Genomic DNA, 17,174 nt, shown 5'->3' with positions numbered 1-17,174 from the left:
CCAACTCTTCAGGGGAGTAGCCTCCGCATCCGGTTACGGATCGGACGGTAGTCAACATACTTGGGGCCCATCCCCATGGCTACCGTGTTTCACTTGGCTTAAGTGAAATTGGCAAGACCTGAGGCAGTTTCACCTCCAAGGGCGGAAGGTGGGCTGTCTCATGTCTGATTATCCGCCCCGGAAAAATCCATGGACGCTTTTCTCATCTCAACAGTAGCCGTTGCCATTGCGGAAATTGGCGACAAAACCCAGCTACTCTCGCTTTTTCTTGTTGCTCGCTACACCCAGCGCCTTCCCATTGTTTTGGGCATACTTGTTGCGACCATCTTGAACCATGCGCTCTCGGCTTGGCTGGGAGCCTGGGTGGCGGTCTGGATTCCTGCAGACTGGTTACCTTGGATTCTAGCTGTGAGCTTTGTGTTGATCGCTTTGTGGTTGCTTGTGCCAGACAAAGATGACAGCGATGACTCTCGGTTTTTGGGAATGGGTGCCTTTATGGCAACGACCGTTATGTTCTTTTTGGCGGAGATTGGCGATAAAACGCAGATTGCTACAGTTGTACTAGCGGCCCGTTTTACCGACACGATCTGGGTTATCATCGGTACAACAGTGGGTATGTTGCTGGCCAATATACCGGTTATCATGGCGGGGCACTGGTTAATGGAGCGTTTGCCACTGGCAACCGCTCGGGTTTGTGCAAGCATTTTGTTCGCGGTGATGGCTGTTGTGACTCTCTCGTCGGTCGTCTGGAACTCCTGAGATGGGCCGCTGTCACTGCACGCAAAGAAGCAGGCTTATGTGGAATAGGATTTATGGTTTTTAAAACAACTTTGGCATTGCTGTTAATCGGAACATTGGCCTTGCAGTCTGTGTGGGCCGCAAAGCCCAGCAGCACACCTGAAGAAACTGCGGTAGAAGCAGCAACGGATCGTAGCCCGCGAGTCGCCACCTTTAAAATCAACGGTGATTTGGCGGGTCGTTTGGGAGCGTTTACCACCCAATACGAAGATACCTTTGCCGAAGTGGGTAGCCAGCTTGCGATGGGCTATCTTGAACTCGTGAAAGCCAACCCGGGTGTTGATCCCTGGCTGCCCGGAGAGGGCACCACGATCACTCTGCCGCAGCAGTACGTTATTCCTGAAGCCCGCCGAGAGGGCATTGTGATTAATCTGGCGGAGTACCGGCTTTACTACTTTTCTGAAAACGGTGTGCAGGTTTACCCAGTTGGTGTCGGCACGTCTGAAAATCCGTCCCCTTTGACTGATGCAAAGGTCACTATGCCGCTTGAATCGCCTGCGTGGTACCCGCCCCAAAGTATCCGCGCTGAATATGAAGCTTCTGGCGATTTTTTGCCGCGAATGATCCCGCCCGGCCCTGATAACCCATTGGGTACCCATGCTCTTTTGCTGAGTGAGAAGGGGTATTTAATTCATGGTACGAACAAGCGGTTTGGTGTTGGTATGCCGGTTAGCCATGGCTGTTTCCGCATGTACAACGAAGACATATCCCGTTTTGTCTATCAGGTTGCTAAGGGTACTTCGGTTCAAATTGTGAACGACCCTGTAAAGATGGGCCTTTCCGAGGGCGAGGTTTGGCTTGAAGTTCACCGCCCCCACGAAGATTACAGTCAACAGGATAGGGATCGCCTCTGGGGTGAAGTAACTCTGGAAGTAGAAGCCTTCCGCCAGAAATATCCGGGTGTAGAGGTGCAACGCAAGGCGATTGAGCTGGCTGTAGATCAAGCGAACGGGATCCCGGCTATGGTTGGCGAGCAAGTTTCACGGCTGGCATCGGATAAAACACCAAACGATAAACAACGTCCTCCATCGGAAGAACCGGAACAGCAATTGTATTTCTGATACTGCGGCCGCCCTATTTCTAGACAATAATAAAACAGGAGAATCCATGAAGCGCACCATACTGATCACCGGAGCCAGTTCCGGGCTTGGTGAGGGCATGGCCCGTGAATTTGCGGCCAGAGGTGATAATCTGGCGCTGTGTGCTCGTCGTACCGAACGGCTGGAAGCCTTACGTGATGAGCTGGCGGTCAAATACCCTCAGATTGTCATCAGTGTTCGTGCTCTCGATGTGAACAACCACGAACAGAATTTCGAGGTTTTCCGAGCCTTTCAGCAGGAACTTGGCACTCTTGACAAGGTGATTGTTAACGCTGGTATTGGCAAGGGTCAACCTTTGGGTACAGGTGCGTTTAACGCCAACCGCCAAACCGCAGAAACCAACTTCGTTGCCGCCTTAGCGCAAATGGAGGCGGCTATGGAGATTTTTCGCGAGCAAAACCGGGGGCATTTGGTTACCGTGTCGTCAGTCACAGCTGTTCGTGGCATGCCGGGTAACGTGAACACCTACGCAGCCACCAAGGTGGGCCTAGCGGCGCTTTCAGAAGGTTTGCGGATTGAGCTGAAAAAGGCGAAATCACCCATCAAGGTGACAACGCTGTATCCGGGCTACATCAAAACGGCAATCAATGAGAAGGTAAAGAAGGCACCTTTCATTGTGGACGCACAAACCGGTTGTAAAGCCATGGTGAAGGCCATTGAATCCGGTAAAAGCGAGAGCTTTGTTCCTATCTGGCCTTGGGCGCCCATCGGTTTCCTAATCCGGCGCTTACCGGTTTCTCTGCTTGCTAAAGTGTTCTAACACGTCCTTCGAAATCACCCTAGTGAGGGAGTGCTTCAAAAGGTAGTGTCATAAAAAAAGGCCGGGGTTCCCGGCCTTTTTTCGTAGTGCTTCAGCTCAAATCTTACTTCTTGCTGGCACGGTCGAGCATACGCTTGGCGCGCTCGTTTGCTTCGTCAGCAGACTTCTGAGCTGCTTTCGCTGCTGCCAGAGCACGGTCGGCAGTTTGCTGCGCGGAACGCGCGGCGCTGGCGGCACTGTTAGCGGTGTTCATTGCTTTGTCTGCAGATTGCTCGGCAGAGTTAGCAGTTGCATTGGCTTCGTCAAGAGCGCCCTGGTCGCTAGTTGCACAGCCTGCAGTTAGAGCGGTAGCCAGTGCGATTCCGGCGATCGTCAGTTTACGCATTGTAAATCCCCTTATTGGTCGAGTTATTTCCTGTTAATCCGAAAGTCAGTTAAAACGACTTCCTGTCAGCTTCGGCCCGATAGGCGTTGACTACCGGAGTCGTGAAACAGTGTAAAACACTCTGAGCGGAAATGTTAACTAAGTATACGTAAATTTTCTTAGGTTGTGACAACAACTTAATGCTTGTGTCATGGGGGAGGTACTCAGGGGATGATGCGTATTGGGGTGCCATCGTTAACCAGTTGCCAGATTTCATCCATTTCCTGATTGTTGACGGCAATACAACCGTTGGTCCAATCCAAACCTGTATAGGCAAACGCCATATCGCCTGCCCCATTGGGCAGACCGTGAATCATAATACTGCCGCCAGGGTCCAAACCCCAGTTTTCAGCCATCTCACGATCTAAGGCACTGGGGTAGGAAATATGGATGGATTTGTAAAAATCACTACTGGAATTGCGCCAGTCAAGGGTGTAGTCGCCTTCAGGCGTGCGTTCGTCGCCCTCATAGAGTTTATGTCCCTCAGGGTTATCTCCAAGCGATATACGATAGCTACGTACGATTTCCTCACCGTTCATCAGATAAAGTCGGCGTTGCCCTTTTTTAACCAATACCCGGTTTACCACCAAGGAGTCGGCGGGAGATTCCTCGATGACCGGCATGCGGGTATCCGCTCTGGCAAGCAACTCAGAACCGTAGACGGGAAGGCTCAAAGCTATAAAAAAAGCCAAAAAGCAGCGAGTTAATAAACGAGGAATAGCCATAACCTTAACTTACCAATGATTAATCTTTGCGCAGAACCGTTTATAACATAACCGATGCGCTAGATGTTAAGGGGTTTTGTTAACTTTTATGGCTATCCGATGAGCTGGTCACACATTTTGCGATTTATCCATTTTTAGGCCAACCTTGGTTACTTGGTCTGCTTCTGTAGCCCTTGCGACCAGTGTAACCGGACCTAGGACAACGGTATCGCCAATCACCGGGTGGCCCTTGGTGCGTTTTGCAAAGCATTCGGCCAAAGACAAATTCGGCGACAGTTCATCAAATTCGATGCCATAAACTTGTTCCACATCGCCAAGTAGCGCATCGCCATTGAGCACGAAGTCCCCGAAGAAGGCTCTTTCAGCCAAATATTTGGGCGTGTGGCGCCCGCTGAGCGATTTGCCCAGTTCCTTCATTACGCTGGGCGTGGCAAACATGGCCACCATGTCGCCACTGGACACTTCCAAGTCAGCCTCTGGCTGCAGACAAACCCGGTTGCGGAACACCCCGGCAACGGCTGTGTTTTCCGGAAACCGCAGCTGGCCCAGCACTCTTGGTGTCTCCCAGTTCTCGCCCCGTAGGGGGAACAGCATCAGTTCGTGATCACCAGCGGCGGGAGCATCCAGCGGCAATCGGCGAAACGGCTCGCCGTTTGCGGGAATTTCCAAGCGCAGCAAGCGCGCAAGCGGGGTGATAGTGGTGCCTTGAACCAGTAAGGAAACCAGCACAATAAAAAAGGCGGCATGAAACACCAGTTGCGCCTCCGGAAGACCAGCTATAATTGGGAACAGAGCCAGTACAATCGGTACGGCACCGCGCAGGCCTACCCAGCTGATAAAGCCCAGCTCCCTGCGGTTAAAACCGAAAGGCCAGATAGTGGCCATAACGGTTATCGGCCGGATCACGAAAATCAGGGCCAGCGCTAGAACCAGACCACTTCCCGCAAGGGGCAGTAGGTCGGACGGATTAACCAATAAGCCAAGGATGAGGAACAGGCATAGCTGAGCCAGCCATGCCAAGCCGTCGTGCACCTGCAGAATCATCGGCATCATCCGGACCTTGCGGTTACCGATCACTACACCGCAGAGGTATATAGCCAAGAATCCGCTGCCGCCGAACAGGTTAATAACAGAGAACAAAAGAATGCCTGCGGCCACTACCAGAAGAGGATAGAGCGAGGGCGTAAGGCGAATGCGGTTGGTCAGTTCCGAAATTAAATAGCCGCCAACGACACCACCAATACCACCAATGCTGAACTGTTTGAACAGCAAAATCAGCGAGTCTTGAATGGCATGATCACCGTCGTTGGCAATTAGGGTTACCATCATCAGCGTAAGGAAGATCGCCATGGGGTCGTTACTGCCGGATTCAATTTCCAGAGTGGCACTAACCCGTTCATTTAGGTGCAGCCCACGACCCTGCAGCAATGAAAATACTGCCGCCGCATCGGTGGATGAAATGATGGCACCTACCAATAATGCGGTCATCCAGCTCAAATCGAAAACCAGCCAGGCGACAAGCGCAGAGCCCAGAGCGGTAATGGCAACGCCAACTGTCGCAAGCAGCATGGCTGGCTTAAGGCCTACCCGGAAGGTTTCTGCCCGGGTACGCATTCCGCCATCAAGCAAAATCACGCCCAGCGCCAAACTGGCCACAAGAAAAGAGAGTTGAAAGTCGTCGAATTCAATGCCGCCGGGACCATCTTTGCCCATCATCATGCCTACTGCCAGAAATATGAGCAGTACAGGCATGCCTACTCGACTGGAGAGCGGGCTCAAGAGGATGCTGATGACAAGCATCAGAGCACCGACCAGAGTGAGCATTGGATCCATTTGAACTCCGTATGTGAGTGCCCGACAAAACTAGTGGAAGCGTCGGCGTTGTGCAGGTAATCAAGCTGTTGGGCGAGTCCGGTTCGGTGCCGTCATCCGCGCGGCCCAACAGTTGGTTCTGTTTGCGTCGGGCAACCCCCTCCATTTGCACCAGCGATAGGATATCAGACTCCCAGCTTGTCACGTAATCTGTACCACCGCTAGCCCGCCACCGAATAGGGCACGCGGAACACACGGCCTCCCAAGAAGGGGTGCCAAGATTCAGCGGGTTTGCCCATTTCTGGGCATTGGGGCAGGCGTGTGTTGCTTGTGCGCTATATAAGCACAGATATTCATAATACGTTTAGCTAGTTGATGTTTTTCATCCCAACCAATCAAATCATTGCCAGACGATTCGGCGTTTATTAAGAGTTTATATAGGCACATGATTGCATATATAGGTCTGTGACAGAGCGAAATGTCGTTATCGCCAATAACAAAATGACAAAAACAAAAGGGTTTGTTTATGGATGGGATAGCCGAAGACCGCCTGTATGGTGGCGATACCTCGCGCTCAAAGCCGGGCTTTTTCGATCGAGAAAACACCGTTGCCGGTCCTAACTTTAACCGCTGGCTGGTACCCACCGCGGCGCTGGCAATACACCTGTGTATCGGGATGGCTTATGGCTTTTCGGTATTTTGGTTGCCTATGGCAAATCTTGTGGCTGGCGCAGATCCGGTCGCCTGTGCAGATATCAGTTTTTTTCAAGCGCTGACGACCACCTCATGTAACTGGGCGGTCAGCCACGTCACCTACACCTTCGGAATATTCATTGCCATGCTCGGCATTTCGGCCGCGCTTTGGGGTGCATGGCTGGAACACGCAGGCCCGCGTAAAGCCGGAGCCATTGCGGCATTGTGCTGGGGTGGCGGTATGATTCTGGGCGGTGTCGGTGTTATGACCCACCAACTTTGGTTACTTTATCTCGGGTGTGGCGTACTTGGTGGTATCGGTCAGGGGCTGGGCTATATCACTCCGGTTTCAACGCTAATCAAGTGGTTCCCGGATCGCCGTGGTATGGCCACCGGCTTTGCTATCATGGGCTACGGCGGTGGCGCCATGGTGGGTGCGCCTTTGGCAGTATGGCTGATGAGTTATTTATCTGCCGACGGCGCAGCCGGTGTAGCTATGACGTTGGTGGTCATGGGCGTTATCTACTTTTTCGTCATGATGGCTGGTGCGCTGGGTTTCCGGGTACCACCGAATGGCTGGAAGCCGGAAGGTTGGGAGCCACCCAAGGGCCAGCAGGCCAACGCGATGATTACCCACGGTCATGTTCACCTGAAAAAGGCTTGGAAAACCAAACAGTTCTGGTTGATCTGGAGTGTGCTGTTCCTAAATGTAACCGCAGGCATCGCCGTTATCTCCATGGCCAGCCCGATGTTGCAGGATGTCTTTGGCGGGGCGCTTGTGGGTATTAAAGACTCAGCTGTAGCGCTTACTGAGGCGCAGAAAGCCGCTGTGGTGGCGGCAGCTGCCGGTTTGGTGGGGCTTATTAGCTTATTCAATAGTGTTGGGCGCCTGTTCTGGGCTTCGCTATCTGACAAGCTGGGTCGCAAGAACACCTATCTGACCTTCTTTGTGTTAGGTATTGCCCTTTACTGCCTGCTGCCAACTTGGGGCCACATGGGTATGGCTGGCATGTTTGTGATCTCCATCTGCATCATTTTGAGCATGTACGGTGGCGGCTTCGCAACAGTGCCAGCTTACTTGGCGGATATCTTTGGTACGCAAATGGTAGGCGCCATCCACGGTCGCCTGTTAACCGCCTGGACAGCTGCAGGCCTTGTTGGCCCAGTGGTGATTGCGCTGATTCGTGAAGTCCAGTTGGATGCGGGTATTGAGCCAGCTCTGGTATATGACCGCACGCTGTACATTATGGCTGGCCTACTGGTGTTGGGACTGATCTGCAACGCTTTGGTGCGCCCGGTGGACTCGTCGCTGCACATGACCGATGAAGAGCTGGCCCGCGAGCGCATGTTGCAGCGGGATAACGGTATTTCCTCAAAAGCGAAAACTGCCGCGCGCGGGGCGTTTGGGCTTACCGGTGTGTTGGCTTGGTTGGCCGTGGGTGTGCCCTTCATGGTCGGGCTTTACATCGCAATTGCCAAGGCCGCTGCCTTGTTTTGATGTGTGTTCAGGGCTCCCCGGCGGTCAGCGTGTCAAACGTGGTGACTTCTCCGGGGTTGTCCGGTGCGTAACCCGGTACCTGATTGATGCGATCAATCAGTGCCGGGGATTTCAGTAGCGCAGTTAACTGATCCAGTGTTTCGTGAGGCAAACGATCTTTACGGAAAATCAGCATGTAGTGCTCGCTGGCCATTTCAATAAAGTTCAAATTGAATTGTTCGGCTGCCGCTTGCACGCCAAAGCCAACCTCTGCCATGCCAGAGGCCACAAAGGCCGCTATGGCTGTGTGAGTGAACTCCTGCTGGGCGGTGCGGTTAATGCTGTCTTCTGCCAAGCCCTGTTGTTTGAGTAACAGGTTGAGAAGAATGCGGGTGCCTGAGTGGGAGTCGCGGCTGATAAAGCTGAGCCCCGAGGTACTTAGATCCTGCAGGGTGCGAACGTGTGGGTGCTCCCCTTTGCGCATCATCAGGCCTTCACGCCGGGTGACAAAACGAATCAGGCGGTGATGGTTGCTGTCCAGATGCCGCTGGTAATGATGAATGATCTGCTGAGCCAGCACTGGGCAGGTAGGTAGGTGAAAGCTGGCGGCATCGCACTCACCACGGTTGAGGGCAGAAAGAGCTTCTTCCGGGTTGCGGTATTGCAGGTTCACGTTGATCTGTTTGGATAACTCCGGCAGCAGCGCCACTGAGTAGCCATGGCTGGCGTGTAGTCGCAGGGTGGGCTTGGCACCGGCTAGCAGTTGTTGAATCTGGTCGTTCAGTTCGGCAGTCATGCTGTCGATTTGTGGCCCCAATCGGGCTTTTACCCGATGCTCAGCCCACAGCAGTTGTTCGCCCAGAGCTGATAGCTTGCTGCCGTGGCCTTTGCGCATAACTACTAATGGCAAGCCTAGGGTGTCGCCGCCACGGTTGAGAAGGTTCCAGGCGTGCCGGTAGGAAATGCCAGCGGCTGTCGCGGCCATCGTGAGTTTGCCGGTATCGCGAATGCTTTCCAACAAGCGAAATAGCACCGGCTCGAAAAATTCGTTGGTGTCGGTACGAAAGACCCAGGCGGGGGATATGTTTAGTTTTTTGTTATGCATATGCGTTCATATTCCGTGATAGTGTCTGGAATGCTAATTTGGCGTTATAACAAGCTTGGTACTGTATCAGAATAAAAATAGGTAAGAACAATTATGCATATTTCAGAGAGAGCCAACCCGAATGAAGCGGGGGTAATTCCTCCCGATGGCAGTGAATGGCGCCCAGAGGCGATCCGTGAAGAGGTGGCTGCCCTGCAACACGAACCCGGTGCGCTGTTACCTATTCTGCATGCTATACAAAACCGTATTGGCTATGTTCCGGAAGGCGCCGTGCCCATTATTGCGGACATGCTGCAACAGACCCGTGCTGATGTGCATGGGGTCATCAGCTTTTACCATCATTTCCGCACCCGTTCGGCGGGCAGCAACGTGCTTGAAATATGCCGTGCCGAAGCCTGCCAGGCTAGGGGTGGCCGTGCGCTAGAGCGCCATGTGCAGGAAAAGTTGGGTGTGGGCTACCACCAAACCACTGCCGATAACGAGTTCACTCTGGAGCCGGTTTATTGTCTGGGTAACTGTGCCTGCGGCCCCTCTATTCGCGTGAACAATGAAACCATTGGTCGGGTTACCCCGCAAACCTTTGATCAGCTGGCGGACAGCCTGACAACCTCTGTTCTGCAGCTAAAATAAAGGTAGGAACCAAAACACCATGACAACAACAATTTACGTGCCCTGCGATACCACAGCCCTGTCTTTAGGGGCCGACCGCGTGGCGAAACAGCTACAGAACCTTGCTGAGCTGCAAGGTCTGGATATTCATCTGGTTCGCAACGGCTCCCGCGGCCTGTTCTGGCTGGAACCGCTGGTAGAAGTGCAAACTCCCTATGGCCGTGTGGCCTATGGCCCGGTAGCGCCCCATCAGGTGGAAGAACTGGTGGTTGCTGGTTTGTTTGAGGGCAGCTCCGAGCATCCGCTGTATCTGGGCGATATTGAACAGCACGCCTATTTGCAGCGCCAGCAACGCCTTACATTTGCCCGCATCGGTATTACCGACCCGGTTTGCATTGAAGATTATATTGCCCACGGCGGTTTTGCGGGACTGAAAAAAGCCGCAGCACTGACGCCCCAACGCATTGTTGATGAAGTAAAAACCTCTGGGCTGCGCGGCCGTGGCGGGGCTGCCTTTCCCGCAGGCATCAAATGGCAAACTGTGCTGGATGAACCACACAAACAGCAAAAATACGTGGTGTGCAACGCCGATGAAGGTGATTCCGGCACCTTTGCTGATCGTCTGGTGATGGAGTGTGACCCCTACATGCTGATTGAAGGCATGGTGATTGCTGGCTTGGCGGTGGGCGCGACTTTGGGCTTCATATATGTTCGTTCGGAATACCTGCTGTCCAAAAAAATGCTGGATGAAGCTATTCGCAGGGCGGAAGCCCACGGCTATCTGGGCGATAACGTTTGCGGCAATGGCCGCTCGTTCCGTTTGGAAGTACGTTTAGGCGCTGGCGCTTATATTTGCGGTGAAGAAACCTCACTGCTGGAAAGTCTGGAAGGCAAGCGCGGGCTGGTGCGCTCCAAACCACCTTTGCCTGCTATCAAAGGCCTGTTTGGCCAGCCAACCGTAGTGAACAACGTGCTGTCCCTGTCTGCCGTGCCATACATCATGGCCCACGGGGGCAAAGCCTACGCCGATTACGGCATGGGCCGTTCATTGGGCACCTTGCCTATCCAGCTGGCAGGTAATATCAAACAGGGCGGCCTGATTGAGTTGGCCTTCGGCGTAACCCTGCGCAAAGTGCTGGAAGACTTTGGCGATGGCACCTTTACCGGCCGGCCCATCAAAGCCGTTCAGGTTGGCGGCCCATTGATGGCCTACATGCCGGAAGAGCAATGGGACACCCCCATGGATTACGAAGCCTTCGCCAAACTGGGCGCGGGCATCGGCCATGGCGGTGTGGTGGTGTTTGACGACACAGTGGATATGGGCGAGCAGGCCCGCTTTGCCATGGAGTTCTGCGCTGTGGAATCCTGCGGTAAATGCACACCTTGCCGGATTGGTTCAGTGCGCGGCGTGGAAGTGATTGATCGAATCCGAGCTGGCGAAAACCGGGACAGTAATCTGGAATTGCTGGAAGATCTGTGTGAAACCATGGTGGACGGCTCCCTCTGCGCCATGGGCGGCATGACCCCATTCCCGGTACAGAGTGTGATGAAGCATTTCCCCGAAGACCTGATGGCCAGCCCGCGCCCAGTGGAGGCATGACATGTTGCATTATTATGATCCGAGCATCCAAAGCTACGAGCCTAGCAAAAGCGGCCTGAATCCGGATTTTGATTACGGTACGCCAGCGAGTGTGTCCGAAACTCTCGTGTCCATTTCTGTGGATGGTAGAGCCATTACTGTGCCAGAGGGTACCTCTGTATTGCGTGCTTCCGCGCTGGCGGGCATTAACATTCCCAAGCTCTGCGCCTCTGATAATCTGGAAGCCTTTGGTTCTTGTCGCTTGTGCGCGGTCGAAATCGAAGGCCGTCGTGGCTACCCGGCATCCTGCACCACACCGGTGGCAGAGGGCATGGAAGTGACTACCCAAACCGGTAAGTTGGCCAAGATGCGTCGCAACATCATGGAGTTGTACATCTCCGACCACCCGCTGGACTGCCTGACCTGTCCGGCCAACGGTAACTGCGAACTGCAGGATGTGGCCGGTGCCGTCGGCCTGCGGGAAGTGCGTTACGGATTTGAAGGCGAAAACCATCTGGATGCGGAAATAGACGATTCCAACCCGTATTTCAGCTTCGATCCCAGCAAATGCATTGTCTGCTCTCGCTGCGTGCGGGCCTGCGAGGAAGTGCAGGGCACCTTTGCGCTGACCATCGAAGGCCGGGGGTTTGATTCCAAAGTCGCTGCCAGCCAGAACGACCCGTTCATGGATTCTGAGTGTGTGTCTTGTGGCGCCTGTGTACAGGCTTGCCCTACTTCTACGCTAATGGAAAAGAGCGTGATCGACGCTGGTCAACCAGAACACAGCGTGGTTACCACCTGCGCTTACTGTGGTGTCGGTTGCTCATTTAAAGCCGAAATGAAGGGCGATCAACTGATACGCATGGTGCCCTACAAGGGCGGTGAGGCTAATCATGGCCACTCCTGTGTGAAAGGCCGCTTTGCCTTCGGTTATGCCACCCACGACGACCGCATAAAAGAGCCGATGATCCGCGATTCCATCAACGACCCCTGGAAAGTGGTGTCCTGGGACGAGGCGCTGGCGTTCTCTGCCAAAAAGCTCAAGGGCATTCAGGCTAAATATGGCCGTGAAAGCATCGGCGGTATTACGTCCTCACGCTGCACCAACGAAGAAACCTATCTGGTGCAAAAACTGGTACGCGCAGCTTTCGGCAATAACAACACCGATACCTGCGCTCGGGTATGCCATTCCCCCACCGGATATGGCCTGAAAACTACACTGGGTGAATCCGCCGGTACGCAAACCTTCGATTCGGTGATGAAGGCCGACACCATCATGGTGATCGGCGCCAACCCAACCGATGCCCACCCGGTATTTGGCTCGTTGATGCGCAAGCGTCTGCGTCAGGGTGCCAAGCTGATCGTGATTGATCCCCGCCGTATTGACGTGCTAAACACGCCACATGGTGGTGAAGGCATTCACCTGCCTCTGCGCCCTGGTACCAACGTGGCCATTGTGAATGCGCTGGCCCACGTAATCGTGACCGAAGGGCTGGAAGATCAGAACTTTATCAACAGCCGCTGCGACACAGGCGCCTACAACATCTGGCGCACATTCATTGCTGAAGAGCGTAATTCCCCTGAAGCCATGGAAGAAGTGACTGGCGTGTCTGCCTCTAAAGTGCGTGAAGCCGCCCGGGTATACGCCGGCGCAGGCAATGGCGCTATTTACTACGGCTTAGGCGTAACCGAGCACAGTCAAGGCTCCACTATGGTGATGGGCATTGCCAATCTGGCATTGGCTACTGGTAACATCGGCAAAGAAGGCGGCGGCGTTAACCCGCTGCGGGGCCAGAATAACGTGCAGGGCTCTTGCGACATGGGCTCCTTCCCGCACGAGCTACCCGGTTACCAGCATGTTAATGACCCGAAAGTGCGCGAGCGCTTCCAGTCTGTGTGGGGCGTGCCGATTGACGACGAGCCCGGCCTGCGCATACCCAATATGTTTGATGCGGCTATCGCTGGCACCTTCAAGGCGATGTATGTGCAGGGCGAGGACATTGCCCAGTCGGATCCCAACACCCAGCACGTAGAGGCGGCTCTTAAATCACTGGATTGCCTTATTGTGCAGGACATTTTCCTTAACGAAACTGCCAAGTACGCCCATGTGCTGTTGCCCGGTTCCACTTTTCTGGAAAAGAACGGCACGTTCACCAACGCTGAGCGTCGTATTAACCGCGTGCGCAAAGTGATGGAGCCCATTGCAGGAATGGAGGATTGGCAAGTAACCATGGCCCTGTCCAATGCTCTTGGCTATCCCATGAACTACAACCATCCCTCTGAAATTATGGATGAAATCGCCTCACTTACGCCCACGTTTACCGGTGTAGATTACGACAAGCTGGAACAACTGGGCAGTATTCAGTGGCCGTGTAACGACGATAACCCTCAGGGCACACCCACCATGCATGAGGTGGAGTTCCCCATTGGCAAGGGCCGATTTGCTGTAACCGAATATTTGGCCACCGAAGAGCGAGCCAGCCGTCGCTTCCCTCTGCTGTTGACCACAGGGCGAATTTTATCTCAGTACAATGTCGGCGCCCAAACCCGTCGCACCAACAACAGTGATTGGCACGAGGAAGATGTGCTAGAGCTGCATCCAAGCGACGCAGAGCTGCGCGGCGTCAGCGACGGCGACTGGCTCGGCATCAGCAGCCGTGTAGGCCACACCGTACTAAGGGCAAAATTGAGCACCCGCATGCTGCCAGGCGTGGTGTATACCACTTTCCACCATCCGGGCAGCGGTGCCAACGTGGTCACCACCGATAATTCCGACTGGGCCACCAACTGCCCGGAATACAAGGTAACCGCCGTTCAGGTAGAAAAAGTGTCCCAGCCATCGGATTGGCAGCGTGATTTTGTAGATTTCGACAAGCGCCAGCAGGCTCTGCTGAAACCGGCCATGGGACAGCAGGAAAGCCGCCATGCAAATACTCTTAAATAATCACAAGCCGATAGCCGTGGCGGATTCACCTACCGAAATCTCGCCGCCTGCAGTGTGCGAGGCCTGGGTAAATGTGCGCGGTGGTATCGAGGGCGCGCGTTCCCACGATTTGGTTGCGGAAGAAGTACCTGTGGCCATGGTCTACAACGGCGTGTCCCATGCCGTGATGATGGCGTCTCCCTGCGATCTCGAAGATTTTGCCCTAGGCTTCAGCCTGAGCGAAGGTATTTTGCAGCGGCCGGACCAACTCTTCAGTGTCGAGATAAAACCGGGTGAAGACGGCATAGAAGTGCAAATGCACATTGCCGGCGATTGCTATGCTCGCTTGCGGGAGCAGCGCCGCAACATGACAGGCCGAACCGGTTGCGGGCTCTGTGGTACTGAATTATTGGCCCATGTAGTGCGAACCCTAGAGCAAGTCGCTCCAGAGCCACTCCCCGGCGACAAAGCGGTGCAGGATGCGCTGAGCAATTTGAAAAAACACCAGCCGTTACAACTGCAAACCGGTGCCACCCACGGCGCAGCCTGGTGCGATTTACAGGGCCGCATAGTGCTCGCCCGGGAGGATGTAGGAAGGCATAACGCACTGGATAAACTGATTGGGGCCCGGCTACGACAGCATGGCGACCAAGCCTTCAATGAAGGCTTTGCCCTGATCTCTAGCCGTGCAAGTTTTGAAATGGTGCAGAAAAGTGCCAGCGCGGGCATAGGCAGTCTGGTGGCAGTGTCTGCCCCGACTGCTCTGGCGATTCGCGAGGCCGAAAAAAGCGGCATGAATTTAATCGGCTTTGCCCGTCCCGGCCGCCACGTAATCTATGCCCGTGGCGATACAAAGGCTCAGGAGAGACAGTTGTGATTGATCAGCAGGTGAACAATCTTATTAAAATGCTCGACCAAATCATAGCCAACAACCGGCATCACGGCGATGACGACAAGGTGACAGATGTGGCAGCCGACCACCTGCACAAATTCTGGGCCCGCAGCATGAAACAGCAAGTGATTGAATGCGCCAACGAGAACCCGGAAGCGTTGTCAGGCTTGTCTCGTATGACGATTGGCAAACTGGCAGGCGCAGCAGACAGTAAGGAAAGCCTGCCCCATCCTCAATGCGATGAAGACAGGTAAAACCTGCCGTAGCAAGGAAGACACTTTCCGCCGCAAAATGATGAAACGGGCGATGAAGGCGTTGCGTTTTTATTTCGGGGTTTTGCCGAAAATCAAAGATTATCAGAGCAAAATCGACACGCTGACATGTCAAAGCGGAATGGCTGTTTTCTGGCCCTTGATCATTTCAAAGAAGTGAGCGCCAGGTATGGCGACGACGCAGGCGGGAAAGAACCGGTTTTACATGCCCATAATCTTGTACCAATCTAGACATAGGACGTTGGTTGGCAAGAGGCGAATGGTATGAGAAAAAACTTACCGGTTACAGACACTGAGTACACGTTTTCTGAGTCGCAAAAGCTCATATCGTCGACAGATTTAAGAGGTAAAATTCGCCACTGCAATCAAGCGTTTGTGGAAGTCAGCGGGTTTACGCGGGAAGAACTCATTGGCCAGCCACACAACATTGTTCGCCATCCCGATATGCCTTCAGATGCCTATGAAAATATGTGGTCGCACCTGAAAACAGGCACTTCCTGGATGGGTATGGTTAAAAACCGGCGCAAGAACGGTGACTATTACTGGGTTAGTGCCTACATAACCCCTATTACTGAAAACGGTTCGGTTATTGGGTATGAGTCGGTTCGCTCCTGCCCCTCCAGAGCGGATATAAAACGAGCAGAAAAACAGTACGCCGACATTCGACAAGGCAGGTCACACAAGTCGTTTTTGAAAAGGTTTTCGCCGGAATCTCTGTTTCTGGCGACTATGCTGGTTATTGCAGCGCTCACATTTTTTACCGGCCAAGCGTTGTTATCGGAATCTGTACTTTTGTTTGGTGTGGTTACTTATATCCTCTGGACGCGGCGCTCACAGCGCCGGTTGATAGACTCAGCGATGCGGCTTCTCGAAAAAAGCTTTACGGACGACCTCGCTGCGCACAGCTATACCGATGATGATCTTGAAACTGGGCGTATGAAAGTCGCAATAATGGCCCAGAAAGCTCATCTGGACGCTGTGCTCACACGTCTGGAAGACTCCGCCGGAGAAGTAAAAAGCGGCGCCGTGCAAGGGCTTGAAGTAACCCATGAGTCCCATGAAGCCCTCAGAAAACAGCAAGCGGAAATCAGTAATGTGGCGGCCTCTGTGCATGAGGTGTCCCAGACCATCACCGAAGTGTCTTCCAATGTCCAGAACACTGCCCAAAAAGCAGAGGAATCCCGCTCGTTGGCGGATCGAGGGGCGAGTGTCATCGGCACAACCCGTGAGGTCATTGAGGGCCTACAAACCACCGTACACAGCATCAGTGAATCAGTTGGCGAGCTGGCGACAGAAACCCAGAGAATCGCAAGCGTTGCCAAAATCATTGAAGAGATCGCGGAGCAAACCAACTTACTCGCCTTGAATGCGGCCATTGAAGCAGCTCGGGCGGGTGAGCACGGACGCGGGTTTGCCGTTGTGGCGGATGAAGTGCGAGGGCTTGCTAAACGAACTCAGGATTCAACGCAGGAGATCCACGGAATCATCGAAGCCTTACTCTCGAGAACCTCCACCTCTGTGCGCGCGACTGATGAAGGTAAAAGGTCGGCTGATAGCGGGCTTGCCCACATGTTGGAAGCCGAAACCACGCTTGGGCAAATAGCCGAGTCGGTTGGTACCATCGCAGAAATGTCGATCCAGATGGCAGCAGCTGTAGAAGAGCAAGCTCAGGTGTTTGACCAAATTAACGAGCAGGTTGAACACATCTCCAGCTTGGGCTCCGATAGCCTGCATAAAGGGGAGTTGGCCATCGACCGGGTTCAGCAGATGGAAAATATTGCCGGGCAGTTGCATGAGTTGGTGGTGCGGTTTAAATAGGCTTTGCGATACGTGAAAGATATGTATTTATGAAGGGCTTGCTTATTATTCACATAAATAAGCAAGCGTCATCGGCTCAGCGTCATGTCTAGCCCAGAATTACCCCCCAGCTTCCTCCAAGCTTTTAACAATCTCAGCTATATCTGCACCGGCTTTCTTCTCCTGCAAAAGCCTCGCAAAATCTAGA

General features: G+C 53.8%; 14 protein-coding genes and 1 riboswitch. Of the genes, 10 read left to right on the top strand and 4 right to left on the bottom strand.

Going from position 1 to position 17,174, the window contains the following annotated elements:
* Position 1: 1 nt before the first annotated feature.
* Positions 2 to 188, top strand: a riboswitch (yybP-ykoY riboswitch).
* A gap of 1 nt (position 189) precedes the next feature.
* From KO508_RS02185 to KO508_RS02175, 3 genes are read left to right on the top strand one after another with little or no spacing between them, the layout of a single operon-like run.
* On the top strand, positions 190 to 759 hold the full coding sequence (locus tag KO508_RS02185) for a TMEM165/GDT1 family protein (protein ID WP_216006697.1): 570 nt from the start codon (positions 190 to 192) through the stop codon (positions 757 to 759).
* A 53-nt stretch (positions 760 to 812) separates the two neighbouring features.
* Complete coding sequence (locus tag KO508_RS02180) at positions 813 to 1,859, top strand: L,D-transpeptidase family protein (RefSeq protein WP_216006696.1); 1,047 nt, start codon at positions 813 to 815, stop codon at positions 1,857 to 1,859.
* A gap of 46 nt (positions 1,860 to 1,905) precedes the next feature.
* On the top strand, positions 1,906 to 2,658 hold the full coding sequence (locus tag KO508_RS02175) for an SDR family oxidoreductase (RefSeq protein ID WP_216006695.1): 753 nt from the start codon (positions 1,906 to 1,908) through the stop codon (positions 2,656 to 2,658).
* 103 nt (positions 2,659 to 2,761) lie between these two features.
* Here KO508_RS02175 and KO508_RS02170 read toward each other — a convergent pair whose 3' ends face one another.
* The 3 genes from KO508_RS02170 to KO508_RS02160 form a co-directional block, all read right to left on the bottom strand.
* Entirely contained in the window at positions 2,762 to 3,043 is a 282-nt protein-coding gene (locus KO508_RS02170) for an Lpp/OprI family alanine-zipper lipoprotein (protein ID WP_200363547.1), read from the bottom strand.
* A gap of 203 nt (positions 3,044 to 3,246) precedes the next feature.
* Complete coding sequence (locus KO508_RS02165) at positions 3,247 to 3,807, bottom strand: L,D-transpeptidase family protein (protein WP_216006694.1); 561 nt, start codon at positions 3,805 to 3,807, stop codon at positions 3,247 to 3,249.
* A 108-nt stretch (positions 3,808 to 3,915) separates the two neighbouring features.
* On the bottom strand, positions 3,916 to 5,640 hold the full coding sequence (locus KO508_RS02160) for a potassium/proton antiporter (protein ID WP_216006693.1): 1,725 nt from the start codon (positions 5,638 to 5,640) through the stop codon (positions 3,916 to 3,918).
* Positions 5,641 to 6,145: 505 nt separating this feature from the next.
* Here KO508_RS02160 and KO508_RS02155 point away from each other — a divergent pair.
* On the top strand, positions 6,146 to 7,810 hold the full coding sequence (locus tag KO508_RS02155) for an OFA family MFS transporter (RefSeq protein WP_216006692.1): 1,665 nt from the start codon (positions 6,146 to 6,148) through the stop codon (positions 7,808 to 7,810).
* Between the two features lie 7 nt (positions 7,811 to 7,817).
* On the opposite strand, the gene KO508_RS02150 is transcribed toward KO508_RS02155, so the two are convergent.
* Positions 7,818 to 8,894, bottom strand: coding sequence for a substrate-binding domain-containing protein (locus tag KO508_RS02150; RefSeq protein WP_216006691.1), 1,077 nt, complete (start codon positions 8,892 to 8,894; stop codon positions 7,818 to 7,820).
* A gap of 93 nt (positions 8,895 to 8,987) precedes the next feature.
* Between KO508_RS02150 and KO508_RS02145 the strand changes: the two genes are divergently transcribed.
* The 6 genes from KO508_RS02145 (at position 8,988) to KO508_RS02120 (ending at position 16,987) form a co-directional block, all read left to right on the top strand.
* The gene (locus KO508_RS02145; RefSeq protein ID WP_216006690.1) at positions 8,988 to 9,524 is read left to right on the top strand and encodes a formate dehydrogenase subunit gamma; all 537 of its coding nucleotides are present in this window, start codon (positions 8,988 to 8,990) and stop codon (positions 9,522 to 9,524) included.
* A gap of 19 nt (positions 9,525 to 9,543) precedes the next feature.
* Positions 9,544 to 11,103 carry a formate dehydrogenase beta subunit gene (locus KO508_RS02140; RefSeq protein WP_216006689.1) on the top strand — a complete coding sequence of 520 codons (1,560 nt, stop codon included), beginning with the start codon at positions 9,544 to 9,546 and terminating at the stop codon, positions 11,101 to 11,103.
* A 1-nt stretch (position 11,104) separates the two neighbouring features.
* The gene (gene fdhF / locus KO508_RS02135; RefSeq protein WP_216006688.1) at positions 11,105 to 14,026 is read left to right on the top strand and encodes a formate dehydrogenase subunit alpha; all 2,922 of its coding nucleotides are present in this window, start codon (positions 11,105 to 11,107) and stop codon (positions 14,024 to 14,026) included.
* Positions 14,007 to 14,882, top strand: a complete 876-nt coding sequence (gene fdhD, locus KO508_RS02130) for a formate dehydrogenase accessory sulfurtransferase FdhD (protein ID WP_216006687.1) — start codon at positions 14,007 to 14,009, stop codon at positions 14,880 to 14,882. The genes fdhF and fdhD overlap by 20 nt, the downstream gene beginning before the upstream one ends.
* Positions 14,879 to 15,151 carry a formate dehydrogenase subunit delta gene (locus KO508_RS02125; RefSeq protein WP_216006686.1) on the top strand — a complete coding sequence of 91 codons (273 nt, stop codon included), beginning with the start codon at positions 14,879 to 14,881 and terminating at the stop codon, positions 15,149 to 15,151. The genes fdhD and KO508_RS02125 overlap by 4 nt, the downstream gene beginning before the upstream one ends.
* A 282-nt stretch (positions 15,152 to 15,433) precedes the next feature.
* Positions 15,434 to 16,987 (top strand): methyl-accepting chemotaxis protein, encoded by a 1,554-nt coding sequence (locus KO508_RS02120; protein WP_216006685.1) that lies wholly within the window; start codon positions 15,434 to 15,436, stop codon positions 16,985 to 16,987.
* Positions 16,988 to 17,174: the final 187 nt, after the last annotated feature.

The sequence above is a fragment of the Marinobacter salexigens genome (genome assembly GCF_018860765.1).
Classification (GTDB): domain Bacteria; phylum Pseudomonadota; class Gammaproteobacteria; order Pseudomonadales; family Oleiphilaceae; genus Marinobacter; species Marinobacter salexigens_A.
This window is presented reverse-complemented; position numbering and strand designations above follow the sequence as displayed.